This window comes from Enterobacter sp. fkY84-1 (genome assembly GCF_052974705.1).
In genome coordinates this window covers 1277448-1297478 of record NZ_CP169393.1, presented here as the reverse complement: position 1 = coordinate 1297478, position 20031 = coordinate 1277448, and the positions used below count along the sequence as shown (strand labels likewise).

At 56.2% G+C, this 20031-nt stretch carries 18 protein-coding genes; 13 read left to right on the top strand and 5 right to left on the bottom strand.

The window, feature by feature from the left end; translation table 11 throughout:
* Positions 1 to 278 precede the first annotated feature (278 nt).
* Positions 279 to 485 (bottom strand): YbfA family protein, encoded by a 207-nt coding sequence (locus ACEPLT_RS06070; protein WP_008501079.1) that lies wholly within the window; start codon positions 483 to 485, stop codon positions 279 to 281.
* 309 nt (positions 486 to 794) lie between these two features.
* Here ACEPLT_RS06070 and kdpF point away from each other — a divergent pair, with 309 nt between their 5' ends.
* From kdpF to potE, 9 genes are all read left to right on the top strand, one after another.
* Positions 795 to 884, top strand: coding sequence for a K(+)-transporting ATPase subunit F (gene kdpF / locus ACEPLT_RS06065; RefSeq protein WP_014069365.1), 90 nt, complete (start codon positions 795 to 797; stop codon positions 882 to 884).
* A complete protein-coding gene (gene kdpA / locus ACEPLT_RS06060; RefSeq protein ID WP_045909575.1) occupies positions 884 to 2563 on the top strand; it encodes a potassium-transporting ATPase subunit KdpA in 1680 nt (559 codons plus the stop codon). The genes kdpF and kdpA overlap by 1 nt, the downstream gene beginning before the upstream one ends.
* Positions 2564 to 2581: 18 nt before the next feature.
* Positions 2582 to 4630 (top strand): potassium-transporting ATPase subunit KdpB, encoded by a 2049-nt coding sequence (gene kdpB, locus ACEPLT_RS06055; RefSeq protein WP_008501077.1) that lies wholly within the window; start codon positions 2582 to 2584, stop codon positions 4628 to 4630.
* A 12-nt stretch (positions 4631 to 4642) separates the two neighbouring features.
* On the top strand, positions 4643 to 5218 hold the full coding sequence (gene kdpC / locus ACEPLT_RS06050) for a potassium-transporting ATPase subunit KdpC (protein ID WP_232928106.1): 576 nt from the start codon (positions 4643 to 4645) through the stop codon (positions 5216 to 5218).
* Complete coding sequence (gene kdpD, locus ACEPLT_RS06045; protein ID WP_232928102.1) at positions 5219 to 7906, top strand: two-component system sensor histidine kinase KdpD; 2688 nt, start codon at positions 5219 to 5221, stop codon at positions 7904 to 7906.
* Complete coding sequence (gene kdpE / locus ACEPLT_RS06040) at positions 7903 to 8580, top strand: two-component system response regulator KdpE (RefSeq protein ID WP_008501074.1); 678 nt, start codon at positions 7903 to 7905, stop codon at positions 8578 to 8580. The genes kdpD and kdpE overlap by 4 nt, the downstream gene beginning before the upstream one ends.
* Before the next feature lie 278 nt (positions 8581 to 8858).
* The gene (gene speFL / locus ACEPLT_RS06035) at positions 8859 to 8963 is read left to right on the top strand and encodes a leader peptide SpeFL (RefSeq protein ID WP_003858645.1); all 105 of its coding nucleotides are present in this window, start codon (positions 8859 to 8861) and stop codon (positions 8961 to 8963) included.
* A gap of 253 nt (positions 8964 to 9216) precedes the next feature.
* Positions 9217 to 11415, top strand: coding sequence for an ornithine decarboxylase SpeF (gene speF, locus ACEPLT_RS06030; protein WP_032674369.1), 2199 nt, complete (start codon positions 9217 to 9219; stop codon positions 11413 to 11415).
* Positions 11412 to 12725, top strand: a complete 1314-nt coding sequence (potE, locus tag ACEPLT_RS06025) for a putrescine-ornithine antiporter (RefSeq protein ID WP_008501072.1) — start codon at positions 11412 to 11414, stop codon at positions 12723 to 12725. The genes speF and potE overlap by 4 nt, the downstream gene beginning before the upstream one ends.
* 89 nt (positions 12726 to 12814) lie before the next feature.
* Here the strand turns inward: potE and pgm are convergent, their stop codons facing one another.
* A complete protein-coding gene (pgm, locus tag ACEPLT_RS06020) occupies positions 12815 to 14455 on the bottom strand; it encodes a phosphoglucomutase (alpha-D-glucose-1,6-bisphosphate-dependent) (RefSeq protein WP_023343591.1) in 1641 nt (546 codons plus the stop codon).
* Positions 14456 to 14479: 24 nt separating this feature from the next.
* The gene (seqA, locus tag ACEPLT_RS06015) at positions 14480 to 15028 is read right to left on the bottom strand and encodes a replication initiation negative regulator SeqA (protein ID WP_008501070.1); all 549 of its coding nucleotides are present in this window, start codon (positions 15026 to 15028) and stop codon (positions 14480 to 14482) included.
* Between the two features lie 183 nt (positions 15029 to 15211).
* On the opposite strand from seqA, the gene ybfF reads away from it, so the two are divergent.
* The 4 genes from ybfF to fur all read left to right on the top strand — a co-directional run bounded on the left by ybfF (position 15212) and on the right by fur (position 17825).
* Positions 15212 to 15985 (top strand): esterase, encoded by a 774-nt coding sequence (gene ybfF, locus ACEPLT_RS06010; protein WP_032674368.1) that lies wholly within the window; start codon positions 15212 to 15214, stop codon positions 15983 to 15985.
* Between the two features lie 128 nt (positions 15986 to 16113).
* Positions 16114 to 16401: a LexA regulated protein gene (ybfE, locus tag ACEPLT_RS06005; RefSeq protein ID WP_008501068.1), complete on the top strand. Its 288-nt coding sequence runs from the start codon at positions 16114 to 16116 to the stop codon at positions 16399 to 16401.
* A gap of 155 nt (positions 16402 to 16556) precedes the next feature.
* Positions 16557 to 17087, top strand: coding sequence for a flavodoxin FldA (gene fldA, locus ACEPLT_RS06000; protein ID WP_008501067.1), 531 nt, complete (start codon positions 16557 to 16559; stop codon positions 17085 to 17087).
* A 291-nt stretch (positions 17088 to 17378) separates the two neighbouring features.
* Positions 17379 to 17825 (top strand): ferric iron uptake transcriptional regulator, encoded by a 447-nt coding sequence (fur, locus tag ACEPLT_RS05995; RefSeq protein WP_008501066.1) that lies wholly within the window; start codon positions 17379 to 17381, stop codon positions 17823 to 17825.
* A gap of 91 nt (positions 17826 to 17916) precedes the next feature.
* Here fur and chiQ read toward each other — a convergent pair whose 3' ends face one another.
* A complete protein-coding gene (gene chiQ, locus ACEPLT_RS05990) occupies positions 17917 to 18243 on the bottom strand; it encodes a ChiQ/YbfN family lipoprotein (protein WP_025912725.1) in 327 nt (108 codons plus the stop codon).
* A gap of 47 nt (positions 18244 to 18290) precedes the next feature.
* Complete coding sequence (gene chiP, locus ACEPLT_RS05985) at positions 18291 to 19688, bottom strand: chitoporin ChiP (protein WP_023293022.1); 1398 nt, start codon at positions 19686 to 19688, stop codon at positions 18291 to 18293.
* Positions 19689 to 20031 lie beyond the last annotated feature (343 nt).

Sequence of the window (20031 nt, the reverse complement as noted above, 5' to 3'; positions counted from 1 at the left end):
TTGAACTACTTTGCCATGAAGTGTAGACGGGATGAAATAAAAAAGGCCGCCCAAGGCGGCCTTACAGACTGATGACAAGGTGCATGCTGTGCATTTCGCCCGGCGGCGCTACGCTTGCAAGGGCCTACAATGAAACATGCAATGCATTGATCTCTTTGCCCTGTGTAGGCCGGGTAAGCGCAGCGTCACCCGGCAAGAAAGACGGCAAATATGTGCCTGTAAACCCTGACGAGGGGCTATCGCTCCCCCGGCGTTTTTTTCTGGGTGTCGTCTTAGTATCAGTAAAAATCGCAGGTCGCTTTCTCGGCCTGATCCATCCACACCGGCTTCTCGCTGGTTTTCGCCCAGACGCGGTGCAGATAGCTATAAAAACGTGCACGATCTTTCCAGAACAGCATCACCGGCAGAGCCAGCACGCCAGCCACTACGGCGAAAGCGCGGCGCATGAACACGATATGAGCCGGAAACTCTTTATAAAGATCCATATTTTTCTCCCCTATAGTTGGCCGGAAACGTCATCCGGAAAATTCAAAATCTGTGACCTGGCTAAAATAATATCGCTTTGTTTGTAATTTTACTACTCATCCGACCACTTATTTTCGTCCGTTTAGCCAAAATTTACATTCACGCCGTAATTAAGTTACAAAAAAGTTAACGATTTACTTATCAATAGTTAAATTGTGGGCTTTGCCATTTTTATACTTTTTTTACACCCGCCCTTCTCATTTTTGCGAAATCTTTGCGCCATAAATCCTACCGTTAGCACAACAACAAAAGTCACCCGGAGGTGGATTGTGAGTGCAGGTCTTATTGCTGGCATCGTGCTGGTGTTCCTGTTATTGGGTTATCTGGTTTATGCCCTGATTAATGCGGAGGCATTCTGATGGCTGCTCAGGCGTTTTTGCTTATTGCCAGTTTCTTAGTGGTGTTGTTCGTCCTGGCAAGGCCACTGGGCTCAGGGCTGGCACGGCTGATCAATAACGTTCCCCTGCCCGGCACGGGAAGCGTTGAAAAAGGGATCTGGCGCGTACTGGGTGTAGACGATCGGGAGATGAACTGGCGTGACTATCTGATCGCCATTCTGCTGCTGAACATTGTCGGACTCATTGCGCTTTTTGCCATGCTGATGTTGCAGGGTATCCTGCCGCTGAATCCGCAACAATTACCGGGCCTGTCCTGGCATCTTGCGCTGAACACGGCAGTCAGTTTTGTCACCAACACCAACTGGCAGTCCTATTCCGGTGAAACCACGCTCAGCTACTTCAGCCAGATGGTCGGATTAACCGTGCAGAACTTCCTCTCTGCCGCCAGCGGTATTGCGGTGATCTTCGCGCTGACGCGTGCGTTTGCACGTCAGAAAGTGAGTACGTTAGGTAACGCATGGGTAGACCTGACGCGCATTACGCTGTGGATCCTGCTGCCGATTGCGCTGCTGATCGCGCTGTTCTTCATTCAGCAGGGCAGCCTGCAAAACCTGCTGCCTTACGCACCTTATACCTCGCTGGAAGGCGCAAAACAGCTCCTGCCGATGGGGCCAGTGGCGTCGCAGGAAGCCATCAAAATGCTCGGGACGAACGGCGGTGGCTTCTTCAACGCCAACTCCTCGCATCCGTTTGAAAACCCGACCGCCCTGACCAATTTTGTGCAGATGCTGGCGATTTTCCTGATCCCCGCCGCGCTCTGCTTTGCCTTTGGCGACGTGGTCAACGATCGCCGTCAGGGGCGTACCCTGCTTTGGACCATGTCGCTTATTTTCGTGGTCTGTGTAGCGCTGGTGATGTGGGCCGAATGGCAGGGTAATCCGCACTTCCTCTCACTGGGTGCAGATAGCGCAATCAACATGGAAGGTAAAGAGAGCCGCTTTGGCATTCTCGCCAGCAGCCTCTATGCGGTGGTCACCACGGCAGCGTCGTGCGGGGCCGTCAATGCCATGCATGATTCCTTTACGGCGCTGGGCGGCATGATCCCGATGTGGCTGATGCAGATTGGCGAGGTGGTGTTTGGCGGCGTGGGCTCCGGTCTTTACGGCATGCTGCTGTTCGTGCTGCTGGCGGTGTTTATTGCCGGTCTGATGATTGGCCGCACCCCGGAGTATCTGGGTAAAAAGATCGACGTTCGCGAAATGAAATTAACCGCGCTGGCAATTCTGGTCACCCCGGCCCTCGTGCTGCTCGGCACCGCGCTGGCGCTGATGACCGAGGCTGGACGCAGCGGCATCTTTAACCCTGGCATTCACGGTTTTAGCGAAGTGCTGTATGCCGTCTCCTCTGCCGCCAACAACAACGGCAGCGCCTTTGCAGGCCTAAGCGCCAACTCTCCATTCTGGAACTGTCTGCTGGCGTTCTGCATGTTCGTGGGCCGCTTCGGGATCATTGTGCCGGTTATGGCGATAGCCGGATCGCTGGTGAACAAAAAAATCCAACCGACCACTACCGGAACGTTACCGACCCACGGCGCGCTGTTTATCGGCCTGCTGACGGGCACCGTGTTGCTGGTCGGCGCCCTGACCTTTATCCCCGCCCTCGCGTTAGGCCCGGTCGCGGAATACCTCTCTTTACGCTGATTTTGCGGAGAAATTGTCATGAGTCGTAAACAACTGGCCCTGTTCGAACCGTCATTAGTTCGCCAGGCGCTCATGGATGCGGTGAAAAAGCTGAGCCCGCGCGTGCAGTGGCACAACCCGGTGATGTTTATCGTCTGGGCGGGAAGCGTCCTGACCACCGCCCTGGCGATTGCCATGGGAACGGGCCATATGCCGGGAAATGCGATGTTTACCGGCGCCATCAGCCTGTGGCTGTGGTTTACCGTGCTGTTCGCCAACTTTGCGGAAGCGCTGGCGGAAGGCCGGAGCAAAGCCCAGGCCAACAGCCTGAAAGGGGTGAAAAAGACCGCCTTCGCACGCAAGCTACGTGAGCCGAAGTACGGCGCACAGATGGACCACGTTCCGGCAGATGAACTGCGTAAAGGCGATGTGGTGCTGGTGGAAGCCGGTGACATCATCCCTTGCGACGGCGAAGTTATTGAAGGGGGCGCATCGGTGGATGAGAGCGCTATTACCGGCGAATCCGCGCCGGTGATCCGTGAGTCCGGCGGCGATTTCGCCTCCGTGACGGGCGGGACGCGCATTCTCTCCGACTGGCTGGTGATCCAGTGCAGCGTTAACCCGGGTGAAACCTTCCTCGACCGGATGATCGCCATGGTAGAAGGCGCACAGCGCCGTAAAACGCCAAACGAGATTGCCCTGACCATCCTGCTGGTGGCCCTGACCATTGTCTTCCTGCTGGCAACCGCGACGCTGTGGCCGTTCTCTGCCTATGGCGGTACCGCGGTCACCGTCACGGTGCTGGTGGCGCTGCTGGTTTGTCTGATCCCCACCACCATCGGCGGCCTGCTGTCGGCCATCGGCGTGGCCGGCATGAGCCGTATGCTCGGTGCCAACGTCATCGCCACCAGCGGGCGTGCGGTGGAAGCCGCCGGTGACGTGGATGTGTTGCTGCTGGATAAAACCGGGACCATTACCCTCGGTAACCGCCAGGCGTCGGATTTCTTACCCGCCCCGGGCGTGGATGAAAAAACGCTGGCGGATGCCGCCCAGCTCTCATCGCTTGCCGATGAAACCCCGGAAGGCCGCAGCATTGTGATCCTCGCCAAGCAGCGCTTTAACCTGCGCCAGCGCGACGTGCAGAGCCTGCACGCCACCTTCGTGCCCTTCACGGCGCAAACCCGCATGAGCGGCATTAACATTCAGGATCGCATGATCCGTAAAGGCTCGGTTGACGCCATCCGCCGCCACATCGAGGCCAACAACGGTCACTTCCCGCCGGAAGTGGACAGCCTGGTCGAAAGCGTGGCCCGTCAGGGGGCGACGCCGTTGGTGGTGGCCGAAGGCGCGCGCGTGCTCGGGGTCATTGCCCTGAAGGACATCGTCAAAGGCGGCATCAAGGAGCGCTTTGCCCAGCTGCGTAAAATGGGGATCAAAACGGTGATGATCACCGGGGATAACCGTCTTACCGCCGCGGCGATTGCCGCCGAAGCGGGCGTGGATGATTTCCTTTCCGAAGCCACACCGGAAGCCAAGCTGGCACTGATTCGTCAGTATCAGGCGGAAGGCCGTCTGGTGGCGATGACCGGCGACGGGACCAACGATGCTCCTGCCCTCGCGCAGGCCGACGTGGCGGTGGCGATGAACTCCGGTACCCAGGCCGCAAAAGAGGCAGGCAACATGGTCGACCTCGACTCTAACCCGACCAAGCTGATTGAAGTGGTGCACATCGGCAAACAGATGCTGATGACGCGCGGTTCGCTGACCACGTTCAGCATCGCCAACGACGTGGCGAAGTATTTCGCCATCATTCCGGCCGCGTTTGCTGCGACCTATCCGCAATTAAACGCGTTGAACGTGATGCACCTGCACTCTCCGGCCTCGGCCATTCTGAGCGCAGTAATTTTTAACGCCCTGATTATTGTCTTCCTGATCCCGCTGGCGCTGAAGGGCGTGAGCTATAAGCCGCTCACAGCGGCCGCCATGCTGCGCCGCAACCTGTGGATTTACGGCCTGGGCGGGCTGGTGGTGCCCTTCGTCGGTATCAAGGTTATCGATCTGCTGTTGACCCTGTTCGGCCTGGTTTAAAAGGTGAATCAAATGACCATGTTACGCCCCGCTATACTTCTGTTCATACTGCTGTCTCTCATTACCGGCGGGCTGTACCCGCTGGTGACCACCGCGCTGGGCCAGTGGTGGTTTAAGGATCAGGCTAACGGCTCGCTGATACTGCAAAACGGTGAAAACCGCGGCTCTCGCCTGATTGGTCAGAACTTTACGGATGCCCGCTACTTCCAGGGACGCCCTTCCGCCACTGCCGAAAGCCCGTATAATCCGATGGCATCCGGCGGCAGCAACCTGGCGGGCAGCAACCCCGAGCTGGACAAAGCCGTCGCGGAGCGCGTAGCAGCCCTGCGCGCCGCGAATCCGCAGGCCAGCCGTGTCGTTCCCGTGGAGCTGGTAACCGCCTCGGCCAGCGGGCTGGACTACAGCCTGACCCCGGCAGCCGTGGCATGGCAGATCCCACGCGTCGCCGCTGCCCGTCAGCTGACCGACGAACAGGTGAGCCAGTTGGTGGCAGAGCACACGCAAAAGCCGCTGGTCAGCTTCATCGGCATGCCCGTGGTTAATATTGTTGAGCTGAATCTGGCGCTGGACGCGCTAAGGAAAAACTAAATGACCGACGAGCCCATGCGCCCGGATCCGGACAGGCTGCTCGAACAAACAGCTGAGGCCCATCGCGGCAAACTGAAAATTTTCTTCGGCGCCTGCGCGGGCGTCGGGAAAACCTTCGCCATGCTGACGGAAGCCCAGCGGCTTCGGGCGCAGGGGCTCGATATTCTGATCGGCGTGGTTGAAACCCACGGACGTAAAGAGACGGCATCACTGCTGAAGGGGCTGGCTACCCAGCCGCCCCGCCGCATCAGCCACCGCGGTCGGTTAGTCACCGAATTCGATCTCGATGCCGCCCTCGCCCGCCGCCCCGCGCTTATCCTGATGGACGAGCTGGCGCACAGCAATGCGCCAGGCTCGCGCCACCCCAAACGCTGGCAGGACGTTGAAGAATTACTTGAAGCCGGTATCGATGTGTTCACCACGGTTAACGTTCAGCATCTCGAAAGCCTGAACGACGTGGTCAGCGGCGTGACCGGCATTCAGGTACGCGAGACGGTGCCGGATCCCTTCTTTGATTCCGCGGATGAGGTGGTGCTGGTCGACCTGCCGCCCGATGATTTGCGCCAGCGCCTGCACGAAGGCAAAGTCTATATCGCCGGCCAGGCCGAGCGCGCCATCGAACATTTCTTCCGTAAAGGCAACCTGATTGCCCTGCGCGAGCTGGCCCTGCGCCGAACCGCCGACCGGGTGGACGATCAGATGCGCGCCTGGCGCGATTTACAGGGACAGGAACGCGTCTGGCACACCCGGGACGCCATCCTGCTGTGCGTGGGCCACGGCAGCGGCAATGAAAAGCTTGTCCGCACCGCCGCGCGCCTGGCGGCCAAATTTGGCAGCGTCTGGCATGCGGTGTATGTTGAAACGCCGCAGCTGCACGCGCTGCCCGAAAACCAGCGTCGCGCGATCCTGAGTTCGCTGCGCCTGGCGCAGGAGCTGGGCGCGGAAACCGCCACCCTTTCCGATCCGCAGGAAGATAAAGCCATTCTGCGCTACGCGCGCGAGCATAACCTGGGGAAAATCGTCATTGGCCGTCGTCAGCATCGGCGCTGGTTTAGCCGCGAATCCTTTGCCGACAAGCTGGCCCGTCGAGCGCCGGATCTGGATCTGGTGATCGTGGCGCTGGATGACAAACCTACCCCCTTACCCAATCGCGCGCCGGACAGCCGTACCTTCAGCGATAAATGGCGCATTCAGCTTCGCGGCTGTCTCGTCGCCGTCGTGCTCTGCGCCCTGATTACCGTGATTGCCAGCCAGTGGCTGATCGCGTTTGATGCCGCCAACCTGGTGATGATCTACCTTTTGGGCGTGGTGGTGGTGGCGCTCTTCTACGGGCGCTGGCCGTCGGTCCTGGCGACGGTGATCAACGTCATCAGCTTCGATCTGTTCTTTATTGCCCCCCGCGGGACGCTCGCCGTCTCGGACGTGCAGTACATCCTCACCTTTGCCGTCATGCTCACCGTCGGGCTGGTGATCGGCAATCTGACGGCGGGCGTGCGCTATCAGGCCCGCATCGCCCGCTATCGCGAACAGCGCACGCGCCATCTCTATGAGATGTCGAAATCGCTGGCGGTGGGCCGCACGCCGCTGGATATCGTGCAGACCAGCGAGCAGTTTATCCGCTCGACGTTTCATGCCAGCAACCTGATTTTACTCCCGGACGAACACGGCAAGCTGCGCCCGCTGACCTCCGCCACAGGCATGACGCCCTGGGACGAAGCCATCGCGCGCTGGAGCTTTGACAAAGGCTTACCGGCGGGCGCAGGGACCGACACCCTCCCCGGCGTGCCCTACCAAATTCTGCCCCTGCGCAGCGCCGATAAAAATCAGGGGCTGGTCATCGTGGAGCCTTCCAACCTGCGCCAGCTGATGATCCCCGAACAGCAGCGTTTACTGGAGACGTTTACGCTGCTGGTTGCCAGCGCGCTGGAACGACTGGCCCTCACCGCCAGCGAGGAACAGGCCCGGCTGGCAAGCGAGCGTGAAAGCATTCGTAACTCGCTGCTGGCGGCGCTGTCTCACGATCTGCGTACCCCGCTCACCGTCCTGTTCGGTCAGTCAGAAATTCTGACGCTGGACCTGGCGGCGGAAGGCTCGAAGCATGCACTTCAGGCCAGCGAGATCCGCCAGCACGTGCTGAATACCACACGCCTGGTGAATAACCTGCTCGACATGGCGCGTATCCAGTCGGGTGGATTTAACCTCAAAAAAGAGTGGCTCACGCTGGAAGAGGTGGTGGGCAGCGCGCTGAAAATGCTCGAACCCGGCCTGGGCGGGCGACATATTGCGCTGAACATGCCCGAGCCCCTGACCTTAATTCATGTTGATGGTCCGCTGTTTGAACGGGTGCTGATCAACCTGTTGGAAAATGCCGCCAAATATGCGGGCGCCAGCGCGCAGATTGGGGTGGATGCGACGGTGGACGACGGCGCGCTTCGCCTTGACGTCTGGGATACCGGCCCGGGCATTCCTGCCGGGCAGGAGTTGGCTATTTTCGAGAAATTCGCGCGCGGCAATAAGGAGTCGGCCATTCCGGGCGTGGGGCTGGGGCTGGCCATTTGCCAGGCGATCATTGACGTGCATGGCGGCTCCATTTCCGCGGAGAATCGTCCGGAAGGCGGTGCGCGTTTTTGTGTTACACTTCCTCTGGAAACCCCGCCAGAACTTAATGAATTACCAGAGGATTTGTGATCAACGTCTTGATTGTTGAAGATGAGATCGCCATTAGCCGTTTTCTGCGCGCTGCGCTGGAAGGAGACGGTCTGCGCGTCCATGATGCAGGTACGCTTCAGCGGGGGTTAATTGAAGCCGCCACCCGCAAGCCGGACCTGGTGATCCTCGATCTGGGTCTCCCGGACGGTGACGGCATCGATTTTATTCGTGAAGTCCGTCAGTGGAGCCAGATGCCGATTCTGGTGCTCTCCGCCCGTACTGAAGAGACGGATAAAATCGCCGCGCTGGATGCCGGGGCGGATGACTACCTGATTAAACCGTTTGGCATCGGCGAGCTACAGGCTCGCCTTCGCGTGGCGCTGCGTCGCCACAGCGCCACCACGCCTGCCGATCCAACCTACACGTTTGGGGATATCCGGGTTGACCTGGCCGCGCGGCGCATTGTGCGCGGCGAAGAGGAAATTCACCTCACGCCCATCGAATTTCGCCTGCTCGCCGTGCTGCTCAACAATCACGGCAAGGTTCTCACCCAGCGCCAGCTGTTAAGTCAGGTGTGGGGACCCAACGCCGTGGAACATAGTCACTATTTACGCATATATATGGGCCATCTTCGTCAGAAACTCGAAGTCGACCCCGCTCGCCCTCGCCATTTATTAACTGAAACCGGTATCGGTTATCGGTTTATGCTCTGAATAACTATTCATTTTATTTTTAAATAAAATCAAAATCTCTCAGAAAATATTTCATAAATAATCCACTCGATATTTTTTGGGTTATTTATGCCCATTTAAAACATTTGCAATACATCCTATTAACCAGATACCAACAAATCAGAATTTTGATCTGCGATATTCATCAAAAACGACTATTTATTTCTAAAATGATCGGTTAACGGTGATCTCCTTCACAGTTAATCGCGTTTTCCTGGATAAAATGACCGTGCTTTCAATTACTGAAAGGAAAATAAATCATGGAAAACAACAATCGTTTAATGCCCCATATAAGGCGGACAACACATATCATGATGTTTGCCCACCGAAACTGCTTTGACTTTCATCTCTTTAATGCCCGGTAGTCCTTCGACTTCTGGCGCATTCGCTTACAGGTTACCCTGAAACCTCTTATTTTACAGGCCATTGCCTGTGAACGCGTGCGCTCATTCATTTTGATTCAGACCCATCCGCACCGGGCGGACTGAATTTCAATCCTCAAAAAGCAATGTACTGATTTTAATCAGCGGCCACCCTTTGCTTTTTTTCCGGAAAATTATCGATTTCTTTTTTGCAAGAAATCGAGGGACGCTTATTACCTAAAATAAAGAGAGAAAGATGAAAAGTTTAAAAATCGCAGCCAGCCGCGCATGTCCGGATTGCTTTACCACCCAGCGTGAACTGGTGGATGTCCGGGCCTCGGATTATATCGACGTTGCCGCTATTGTGCTGGCGGTCAGTGATATTACCGACGGCATACTGGAAGAAATAGAAGCCACCGGATTTGGCATTCCTGTTTTTGTCGCGACGCATAAAGAAGAATTCATTCCGGCAGATTATTTATCGCGCATTCATGGCGTATTTGAGTATTCAGACACCAGCAACGACTTTTATGGACGCCAGCTGGAGGCGGCTGCCCTGAAGTATGAAACCCAGCTGCGCCCGCCGTTTTTCCGCGCCCTTGTCGACTATGTAAAACAGGGCAACAGCGCGTTTGACTGCCCGGGGCATCAGGGCGGCCAGTTCTTCCGCCGCCATCCTGCCGGCAATCAGTTCGTTGATTTCTTTGGCGAGACGCTTTTCCGCGCCGATCTGTGCAACGCCGACGTGGCAATGGGCGATCTGCTGATCCACGAAGGCGCGCCGTGCATCGCACAGCAGCATGCGGCGAAGGTCTTTAATGCCGATAAGACCTACTTCGTGCTCAACGGTACCTCGTCATCCAACAAAGTGGTGCTGAACGCCCTGCTCACCCCGGGCGACCTGGTGCTGTTCGACCGTAATAACCACAAATCCAACCATCACGGTGCCCTCCTCCAGGCAGGCGCAACGCCGGTCTATCTGGAAACCGCGCGCAACCCGTACGGCTTTATCGGCGGCATTGACGCCCACTGTTTTGAAGAAAGCTATCTTCGCGAGCTGGTGGCAGAAGTCGCACCCGGCCGTGCACGCGATGCGCGTCCGTTCCGTCTGGCGGTGATCCAGCTGGGCACCTACGATGGCACCATCTACAACGCCCGCCAGGTGGTGGATAAGATTGGGCACCTGTGTGATTACATCCTGTTTGACTCGGCCTGGGTGGGTTACGAGCAGTTTATTCCAATGATGGCCGACTGCTCGCCGCTGCTGCTGGAGCTGAACGAAAACGACCCGGGGATTTTGGTTACCCAGTCCGTGCATAAACAGCAGGCCGGCTTCTCCCAGACCTCGCAAATCCACAAGAAAGACAGCCATATCAAAGGCCAGCAGCGCTATGTCCCGCATAAGCGGCTGAATAATGCCTTTATGATGCACGCCTCCACCAGCCCGTTCTATCCGCTGTTTGCCGCGCTGGACATCAACGCCCGTATGCATGAAGGCCAGAGCGGCCGCAACATGTGGATGGACTGCGTGGTGAACGGTATTGAGGCGCGAAAACTAATCCTGGAGAACTGCCAGTATCTGCGCCCGTTCGTGCCGGAGACAGTGGATGGCCGTCCGTGGGAAAGCTGGGACACGGCGGAGATTGCGACCGATCTGCGCTTCTTCCACTTCGTACCGGGTGAAAACTGGCACGCTTTTGAAGGCTACGCCGAGCATCAGTATTTTATCGACCCGTGCAAGCTCCTGCTGACCACGCCGGGCATTAACGCCCGCACCGGGGAGTATGACGGCTTCGGCGTGCCTGCCACCATCCTCGCCAACTTCCTGCGTGAAAACGGCATCGTGCCGGAGAAATGCGATCTCAACTCGATCCTGTTCCTGCTCACGCCTGCGGAAGATATGGGCAAGCTGCAGCAGCTGGTGGCGCAGCTGGTGCGTTTCGAAAAACTGCTCGAGAGCGATGCTCCACTAAAAGAGGTGCTGCCTTCCATCTGCAGACAACATCCGGAACGTTACGCGGATTACACCCTGCGCCAGATCTGCCAGGAGATGCATGACCTGTACGCCCGTCACAATGTCAAACAGCTGCAGAAAGAGATGTTCCGCAAGTCTCACTTCCCGCGCGTGATGATGAACCCGCAGGACGCGAACTACGCCTATCTGCGCGGAGAAGTGGAACTGGTCTCCCTGCGCGACGCGGAAGGCCGCATCGCCGCCGAAGGCGCCCTCCCTTATCCACCGGGGGTATTGTGCGTGGTTCCAGGGGAGGTCTGGGGCGGCTCCGTGCTGCGCTACTTCGCCGCGCTGGAAGAAGGCATCAACCTGCTGCCGGGCTTCGCGCCGGAGCTGCAGGGTGTGTACGTCGAAGAGTGCGAGGGCCGCAAACAGGTTCGCTGTAACGTCATCAAACAACCCGCCGCTCAGCCCGCGCTGCTGAAAGGAGAGAAATTATGAGCAAGTCCAATAAGATGGGCGTGGTGCAGCTGACCATCCTCACCATGGTGAACATGATGGGTTCAGGGATCATTATGCTGCCCACCAAGCTTGCCGAAGTAGGAACCATTTCAATTATCTCCTGGCTGGTGACCGCCGTCGGCTCGATGGCGCTGGCATGGGCGTTTGCCAAGTGCGGGATGTTCAGCCGCAAGTCAGGCGGCATGGGGGGCTACGCCGAGTATGCCTTTGGTAAGTCTGGCAACTTTATGGCCAACTATACCTACGGGGTGTCACTGCTGATCGCCAACGTGGCGATTGCCATCTCCGCCGTGGGCTACGGTACGGAGTTGTTTGGCGCGACGCTTAGCCCAGTACAGATTGGCCTGGCCACCATCGGCGTGCTGTGGATCTGCACCGTGGCTAACTTTGGCGGGGCGCGTATCACCGGACAGCTCTCCAGCATCACCGTCTGGGGCGTGATTATTCCGGTTGTCGGCCTGTGCATCATCGGCTGGTTCTGGTTCAGCCCGACCCTGTACGCTAACTCCTGGAACCCGCACCATGTGCCGTTCTTCAGCGCAGTCGGCTCTTCTATCGCCATGACGCTCTGGGCCTTCCTGGGCCTGGAATCCGCCTGCGCGAACGCAGAAGTGGTTGATAACCCTGAAAAGAACGTGCCGATTGCGGTCCTCGGCGGTACGCTGGGCGCGGCGGTGATCTATATCGTCTCGACGAACGTCATTGCGGGCATCGTTCCGAACATGGATCTGGCCAACTCCACGGCGCCGTTCGGGCTGGCCTTCGCGCAGATGTTCACGCCGGAAGTCGGGAAAGTGATTATGGGTCTGATGGTCATGTCATGCTGCGGTTCACTGCTTGGCTGGCAGTTCACCATCGCACAGGTATTTAAATCTTCGGCTGATGAAGGTTACTTCCCAAAAATCTTCTCCCGTGTGACCAAAGCCGATGCGCCGGTGCAGGGCATGCTGGCGATTGTTATCTTCCAGAGCGGATTGTCGCTGATGACCATTAGCCCGTCGCTGAACAGCCAGTTCAACGTGCTGGTCAACCTGGCGGTGGTGACGAACATCATTCCGTATATTCTGTCGATGGCGGCGCTGGTGATTATTCAGAAGGTTGCGAAGGTGGATCCGCGCAAGGCGCGTGCGGCCAATATCGTGGCGCTGATTGGCGCAATCTACAGCTTCTATGCGCTCTATTCCTCCGGACAGGAAGCGATGCTGTATGGTGCGATGGTGACCTTTATGGGCTGGACGCTGTACGGTCTGGTGTCACCGCGGTTTGAATTGAAGAATAAGCACAGTTGAAAAAAGCCCGGTGGCGCTAGCGCTTACCGGGCCTACGATCGTTGTTGTAGGCCGGGCAAACGCAGTGCCGCCCGGCACACAAACCGCACTTACGCGTTTTTCAGCACTTCGCTGACAATCTCTACCGCTTCTTTCTCAATCTGCTGACGATGCTCAGCGCCGAGGAAGCTTTCGCAATAAATTTTATACGCATCTTCCGTACCGGATGGACGCGCAGCGAACCAGCCGTTTTCGGTCATCACTTTCAGACCACCAATAGACGCACCGTTACCCGGTGCCGCCGTCAGACGCGCGGTGATCGGATCGCCCGCCAGGGTGCTTGCACTGACCATCTCCGGAGAGAGTTTGGACAGGGCCGCTTTCTGGGCAGACGTTGCGCTGGCCTGAATACGGTTATAGCTTGGCGCACCAAAGCGTGCTGCCAGGTCGTTGTAATGTTCCTGCGGGTTTTTACCGGTGACCGCGGTGATTTCTGCCGCCAGCAGGCACATGATGATGCCGTCTTTATCGGTTGACCACGGCGTGCCGTCGAAGCGCAGGAAAGAGGCCCCCGCGCTCTCTTCACCACCGAAGCCAAAGCTGCCGTCGTGCAGACCGTCAACAAACCATTTGAAGCCCACAGGTACTTCCACCAGCTTGCGGCCCAGCGCCTCGACCACGCGGTCGATCATCGCGGAGGACACCAGCGTCTTACCGACAGCCACCTCTTTGCCCCACTGCGGACGGTGCTGGAACAGGTAGTTGATCGCAACGGCCAGATAGTGGTTCGGGTTCATCAGCCCGGCAGGAGTGACGATACCGTGACGGTCGTAATCCGGGTCGTTCGCAAACGCCAGATCGAATTTATCACGCAGCGCCAGCAGGCCCGCCATCGCGCACTCGGAGGAGCAGTCCATACGGATCGCGCCGTCTTTGTCCAGGTGCATAAAACGGAAGGTCTGATCGACGTGATCGTTCACGATGGTCAGATCCAGCTTGTAGTGCTCGGCAATACGTTTCCAGTATTCAATACCGGAGCCGCCCAGCGGATCCACACCTAGCTTCAGGCCGGCTTTCTGGATGGCCGCCATATCGACGATCTCCGCCAGCCCTTCCACGAACGGCTGAACCAGATCCTGCTCTTTTACGTGGCCGGACGCCATGGCCGCATCCAGAGAGATGCGCTTCACGCCTTTCAGACCGTCAGCCAGCAGGGCGTTCGCACGATCTTCCACCACTTTGGTGACATTGGTGTCTGCCGGGCCACCGTTAGGCGGGTTGTATTTGATGCCGCCGTCTTCCGGCGGGTTGTGGGATGGCGTGATCACGATACCGTCAGCCAGCGCGCCACCCTTTTTGTTGTGTACCAGGATGGCGTTAGAGACCGCAGGCGTTGGGGTGAAGCCGTTGTTCTCCTGAACAATCACATCAACGCCGTTCGCTGTCAGAACTTCCAGCACGGAGATAAAGGCCGGTTCAGACAGGGCATGGGTATCTTTCCCCACGTAGCAAGGACCGGTAACGCCATTTTTAGCGCGCTCTTCCGCAATGGCCTGAGCAATGGCCAGAATGTGCGGTTCGTTAAAGCTGTGGCGCGCCGCGCTGCCGCGGTGACCAGATGTACCAAACTTCACTGCGTGTTCTGCGTTGCCCACGACCGGCTTCAGCACGTAATACTGCGCGGTCAGCTGAGCGACGTTAATCAAATCGCTTTGTTGTGCAGGTTGGCCTGCACGGCTGTGATTTGCCATTACCGGGTCCTTCTGATGCAAGGGTTAAATTGTACCGCAAACCTTCTCAATCAATTCCGCCGGGAACTGCATGGACTGCATGATATGTTCAATCATGCTGCACTTGCGGCCCGTATTGGTATTGGTGATCACCCAGTATGGGGTGCCAGGAACATGTTTGGGTTTGGTTTGATTGCCATTTTGCAGCAACGTCTGCTCGTCGCCCGCGAAGTAGACGCGAGTACGGCCGTGCAGCGACTCGGTCGCTTCAGCAAACGCTTTGTTATCCAGTGAATAAAGTGTAGACAGCACCAGCATAAAGCGGTTAACCGCCTTTTTTTGCTCCGCATATTCATCGGAGAGCAGCAGCTCGCGCATCGCGCGCACTTTATCTTTAGCCGGTGTCACGGCAGGTTTTGCTTGTGCAACAACGCTTGGCTGAGACACGACATCTTTGGTGACTGGGGTAGCAGGCTGTGAAGCGGCGGAAATTTTAAGCATGCGCCGTAAAATGTCGGACGCGCTCTCCCCGATATGCCGCGTCTGGCTGGCAATATACTGATAGAGTTCGTCATCAACTTCGATTGTTTTCATCTTAATCCAGTGCGATATCTTATCTGAATACAAGTCATTGGGATTATAAGGTCAAATCCCAACAGCGGATAGCGTCAAACCAGGTTGGCGGCAAAAGTCAGATTAAACTGGAACCTTGCAGCCGGGCGGCAGAATGGACAACATGATACCCTAACCTGACATACGTAAAAAAAGAACTTTGCCATGAAATTGAATACCCGAGCGCAAACTGCACAATCGCCGAACAATAATTCTCCCATCGTACTGGTTCACGGGCTTTTTGGCAGCCTGGATAACCTGGGCGTGCTGGCGCGCGATCTGGTTACCGACCACGATATTCTTCAGGTCGATATGCGCAATCACGGTCTTTCCGGCCGTTCCGACGAGATGACCTACGCCGCGATGGCGCAGGATCTGCGGGATACGCTGGATGCCAACGACTTGCAAAAGGTGACCCTCATCGGGCATTCAATGGGCGGTAAAGCGGTGATGGCCCTGACGGCGCTGGCCCCGGAGCGTATTAACGGCCTGGTGGTGATTGATGTTGCGCCCGTGGATTACGACGTCCGCCGTCACGACGAAATTTTTGCCGCTATCAATGCGGTCACCGAAGCGGGTGCCGCGACGCGTCAGCAGGCGGCTGCCGTCATGCGTGAGCATCTTGATGAAGAAGGCGTCGTCCAGTTCCTGCTGAAGTCGTTTGTTGACGGGCAATGGCGTTTTAACGTGCCGGTGCTCTGGAACCAGTACAACAATATTGTGGGCTGGCAAACCGTACCCGCCTGGCCACACCCTACCCTCTTTATTCGCGGCGGCAATTCCCCTTACGTTACCGACGCGTACCGCGACGCCATACTGGCGCAATTCCCGCAGGCTCGTGCCCACGTCATTGCCGGAGCCGGACACTGGGTGCATGCGGAAAAACCTGACGCCGTGCTGCGCGCCATTCGCCGCTATCTTGCTGATACTGCAAATTGATTAAAAAGAGAGCGACTGGAAGGCTGCGGGCTTCCAGTCGTTGGCGCGCCGTTTTTGGTGATGTATGATGGCGCGCTTATCGCCCGGGCATTAGCAGGGCGGCGTGTTTCCCCCGAAGTCTCAGAATCATGGCCAAAGAACAAACGGACCGTACGACACTAGATCTGTTCGCGAATGAGCGTCGCCCGGGACGACCGAAGACGAATCCGCTTTCGCGCGATGAACAGCTGCGTATCAATAAACGCAATCAGCTTAAACGCGATAAAAATCGTGGGCTTAAGCGTGTCGAACTGAAGCTCAACGCCGACGCGGTCGATGCGCTTAACGAGCTGGCCGACGCGCGAAATATTAGCCGCAGCGAGCTCATTGAAGAGATGTTGATCGCCCAGCTTGAGATGCTGCGCAGCCAGGCATAAGTCTGAAAATTCCCTTAATTACCCTTTTCATGTAGCACAGAGTGCAGTCCTGCGCGATAGCTGTTTCCGCAGGGTTGCCAGTTCTGCTATTATTGCCCTTATCCGTGGCCGAATTGCGCCACCATACTATTAAGTTTCAAGAGGTTATTTTACTCATGGCAATCATCGGCATTTTCTTTGGCAGTGATACCGGCAATACCGAAAATATCGCGAAAAACATTCAAAAACAGCTCGGTAAAGACGTTGCTGATGTGCATGACATCGCCAAGAGCAGCAAAGAAGATCTCGAAGGCTATGACATTCTGCTGCTGGGTATTCCGACCTGGTACTACGGCGAAGCCCAGTGCGACTGGGATGATTTCTTCCCGACGCTGGAAGAAGTGGACTTCAACGGTAAGCTGGTTGCCCTGTTTGGCTGTGGCGACCAGGAAGACTACGCCGAGTACTTCTGTGACGCGCTGGGTACCATCCGCGACATCATTGAGCCGAATGGCGCTGTAATCGTCGGCCACTGGCCAACCGCCGGTTACCACTTCGAAGCGTCCAAAGGCCTGGCCGATGACGATCATTTCGTGGGTCTGGCCATCGACGAAGACCGTCAGCCAGAACTGACTGCAGAGCGCGTCGAGAAATGGGTTAAGCAGATCCGTGAAGAACTGCACCTGGACGATATTCTCAACGCCTGATTTTTATCGCGGCGCAACGGCGGTTGCGCCCGCGCACCAGGTCAAACCGATTAAATTAATTGCTACAATCTTTTAACTTTTTCGCCCAGACCTGTACAATGTCTCCCTGATAAAATGTGGTTTTCCACCGAGCAAGTTTGTTGGTGATACCCCATTTTTATAAGCATATTTTGCCTGAGACTTGCAGTTTTCATTTAGCCATGGCAGTTCTATAATGAGACGCATTATCCCGGGTGCATTTTCTGTCACTTCCTACAGAAGTGAATCGTTTAGCAACAGGACAGATTCCGCATGACTGACAACAATACCGCATTAAAGAAGGCTGGCCTGAAAGTTACGCTTCCTCGGTTAAAAATCCTCGAAGTGCTTCAGGGTCCAGACAATCACCATGTCAGTGCGGAAGACCTTTATAAACGTCTTATCGACATGGGTGAAGAGATTGGGCTGGCTACCGTCTATCGCGTGCTGAACCAGTTTGATGACGCGGGCATTGTCACCCGTCATAATTTCGAAGGTGGTAAATCTGTCTTCGAACTGACCCAGCAGCAGCACCACGATCACCTGATCTGCCTCGACTGTGGCAAGGTCATTGAATTTAGCGATGACTCTATCGAAGCGCGCCAGCGTGAAATCGCCGCGCGTCACGGCATCCGTCTGACCAACCACAGCCTGTACCTTTATGGTCACTGCGCTGAAGGCGATTGCCGCGAAAATGAACATGCGCATGACGCAAAATAAGTGAGTGTTCATACTCTGAGCCAGCCGTAAGGTTGGCTTTTTTTTGCCAGAAAAAAGCCCGGTGGCACAGTGCCACCGGGCGTAAAGCAACTTATTTATTATTATTGCGTATCTCGTTCCAGATCTTATCGCAACGCTTCGCCACTTCCTGATCGTTACCGGTTTTACGTGCCTGGATACAGGCCTGGTAATCCATCACGCGGACATTCTCCTGCGTCGCGAACTGCTCGTGCGCTTTCTCTTTCTTCAGCACGTTCAGCACGCTCTGGCAGGCTTCAATCTTCTCCGGCGAACCTTCCGCAGTATTAATGCAGGCGCTGTAGGCCTCCTTGAGACGGGAGTCCTCTTTCGGTGCCTGAGTCTGGGCACACGCCACCAGCCCCGATGCCAACAGCGCGACGATTACGATTTTTTTCATCATTTGCAGTCTCCGGTCCGGCGGGATCTAACCCGCCGGACGATTCATCAGAAGATGGTGAACGGTGCGATAACCATGAATTTCACGTCACGTTCATCCTGGAAGATGTTGCCGTAACCGCCCGCGTAGCTCGGGATATCGGAGTGGTTGTCGTACTGGGTGAAGTGCAGTTTGAACATCGTGCCTTTCGCGCGGCCATCCTGCAGGGTATAGATAGCATCCAGGCTGTAGGAAGACTCTTTCAGGCGATAGTTTGGATCGTAGTAAGCATCCGGTGTTGCCATGTCGGCTGGTTTTGCATCCCAGGCGTAAGCATAAGAAGCGCCCACCGCCCAGCCCGGCAGGTTCCAGTTTTTCAGATCATACATGGCGCCGAAGAAGACCGCCTTCTCACCGTCGGCGTTGAAATCGGAGCGGTTATCCCACCAGATATCAAGACGACCGTTGGAGGAAGCATAGGTCGGGGTCATACGCTGCAGGAAGTAGCCCTGCTGCCCTTCCGCTTTCACCCATGTGCCTTCCAGACGCAAATCAACCTGACCGACCTTGTAGCCGAAGGTTAACGCCTGCAGCCACGCGGTGCCGTCGTAGATATCATTGACGCCACCGTTACTGACTTTGTCGCGCGTACCGTAGAACTGGTAGCTGGTACTCAGCGGGCTACCCGCAATATCAAACTTATAGCTGGCCTTGGCAAAGTATTGATCGATATACCCTTGCGCCTGGCCGAATGCCGCTTCGAGAACCAGATCGTTTTTGAAGTCGTATTTCGCACCCAGCGAGTGGAGGTAATCGACTTTGGTTTTCTTATCGTTCTGGTAGAACTTGTCCATTTCAATGTGCCACGGTGCTTTGTACTCGTTGGTCCACATATAGGAGAAGCTCAGCGCACCTGCGTCACCGTAGTCAAAGTTAGCCCCGGCTTCTGCACCCTGATAGGTACCCGGCATAAAGCTCCAGTGTGGGGCTAACAGCGTCTGGCCGGTTGGCTGAATATAGCCCCCACGCGCCCAGACCGGGCCGTATTTAAATTTCGCTGCGGCTTTGTAGAGGCTGATACCGCTCTTATCCCCGGACCAGTCTTCATCATAGGCTTTGTTGCTGGAGGAGAAGGCGATTTCGTTCGGGTGGCCGCTGTCGCCGTTTTCCGCCATTTCGATCGCGGTGAACGCGGCGATATCCAGACCGAACATATCCGCGGCGTAGCCTGACTGGAAGTCCAGGTTGGCGTTCCAGGTGGAGTGCGAGAGGTTGGTTTTGTATTTATCTTCAGTGACGTCTTTACGGTCACGCTCACGCTGCCAGTAATAAATACCGCCCGTGAGGGTAGAATCTTCGATGAAACCCGCTGCTTTTGCCTCTGGCGCAATCACCAGGCCCGACATTGCTGTCACACCGGCAATAGCCAGCGCCAGCGCACTACGTTTGCCACTGAACGTACGCATAGATTATTCCTCTTTGACGAATTAAAACGCCTGAAACGGCGTAAATAAAAAAGACCAAATGGTCAGGGGTAGTTTTAAATACCCTCGAATTAACTACCGTCTTTAGGTTATTTTTCGCGACGCGAATTATCAATGCTTTTCAGCGGGCAAAGGTCAGGATTATGACGAAGTGCACATAATTGGTAGTGCTTTGTAACATTTACAGGAAGGCGAGGAATGACGGGAAATTCTCAGCTATTTCAGTATCCAGGCGTGGGATCGGTTTCCTTTTTTATAACCCTTTTGAATTTCGTAATGGCACAAACTTTTTTTTAAAAAATAAGTAGCACCTCATTGACCTGTT

Coding starts and splice junctions, on each gene's coding strand:
- ACEPLT_RS06070 (WP_008501079.1), bottom strand. CDS start 485: ATGGATCTTTATAAAGAGTTTCCGGCTCATATCGTGTTCATGCGCCGC.
- kdpA (WP_045909575.1), top strand. CDS start 884: ATGGCTGCTCAGGCGTTTTTGCTTATTGCCAGTTTCTTAGTGGTGTTG.
- kdpB (WP_008501077.1), top strand. CDS start 2,582: ATGAGTCGTAAACAACTGGCCCTGTTCGAACCGTCATTAGTTCGCCAG.
- kdpC (WP_232928106.1), top strand. CDS start 4,643: ATGACCATGTTACGCCCCGCTATACTTCTGTTCATACTGCTGTCTCTC.
- kdpD (WP_232928102.1), top strand. CDS start 5,219: ATGACCGACGAGCCCATGCGCCCGGATCCGGACAGGCTGCTCGAACAA.
- speFL (WP_003858645.1), top strand. CDS start 8,859: ATGGAAAACAACAATCGTTTAATGCCCCATATAAGGCGGACAACACAT.
- speF (WP_032674369.1), top strand. CDS start 9,217: ATGAAAAGTTTAAAAATCGCAGCCAGCCGCGCATGTCCGGATTGCTTT.
- potE (WP_008501072.1), top strand. CDS start 11,412: ATGAGCAAGTCCAATAAGATGGGCGTGGTGCAGCTGACCATCCTCACC.
- pgm (WP_023343591.1), bottom strand. CDS start 14,455: ATGGCAAATCACAGCCGTGCAGGCCAACCTGCACAACAAAGCGATTTG.
- seqA (WP_008501070.1), bottom strand. CDS start 15,028: ATGAAAACAATCGAAGTTGATGACGAACTCTATCAGTATATTGCCAGC.
- ybfF (WP_032674368.1), top strand. CDS start 15,212: ATGAAATTGAATACCCGAGCGCAAACTGCACAATCGCCGAACAATAAT.
- ybfE (WP_008501068.1), top strand. CDS start 16,114: ATGGCCAAAGAACAAACGGACCGTACGACACTAGATCTGTTCGCGAAT.
- fldA (WP_008501067.1), top strand. CDS start 16,557: ATGGCAATCATCGGCATTTTCTTTGGCAGTGATACCGGCAATACCGAA.
- fur (WP_008501066.1), top strand. CDS start 17,379: ATGACTGACAACAATACCGCATTAAAGAAGGCTGGCCTGAAAGTTACG.
- chiQ (WP_025912725.1), bottom strand. CDS start 18,243: ATGAAAAAAATCGTAATCGTCGCGCTGTTGGCATCGGGGCTGGTGGCG.
- chiP (WP_023293022.1), bottom strand. CDS start 19,688: ATGCGTACGTTCAGTGGCAAACGTAGTGCGCTGGCGCTGGCTATTGCC.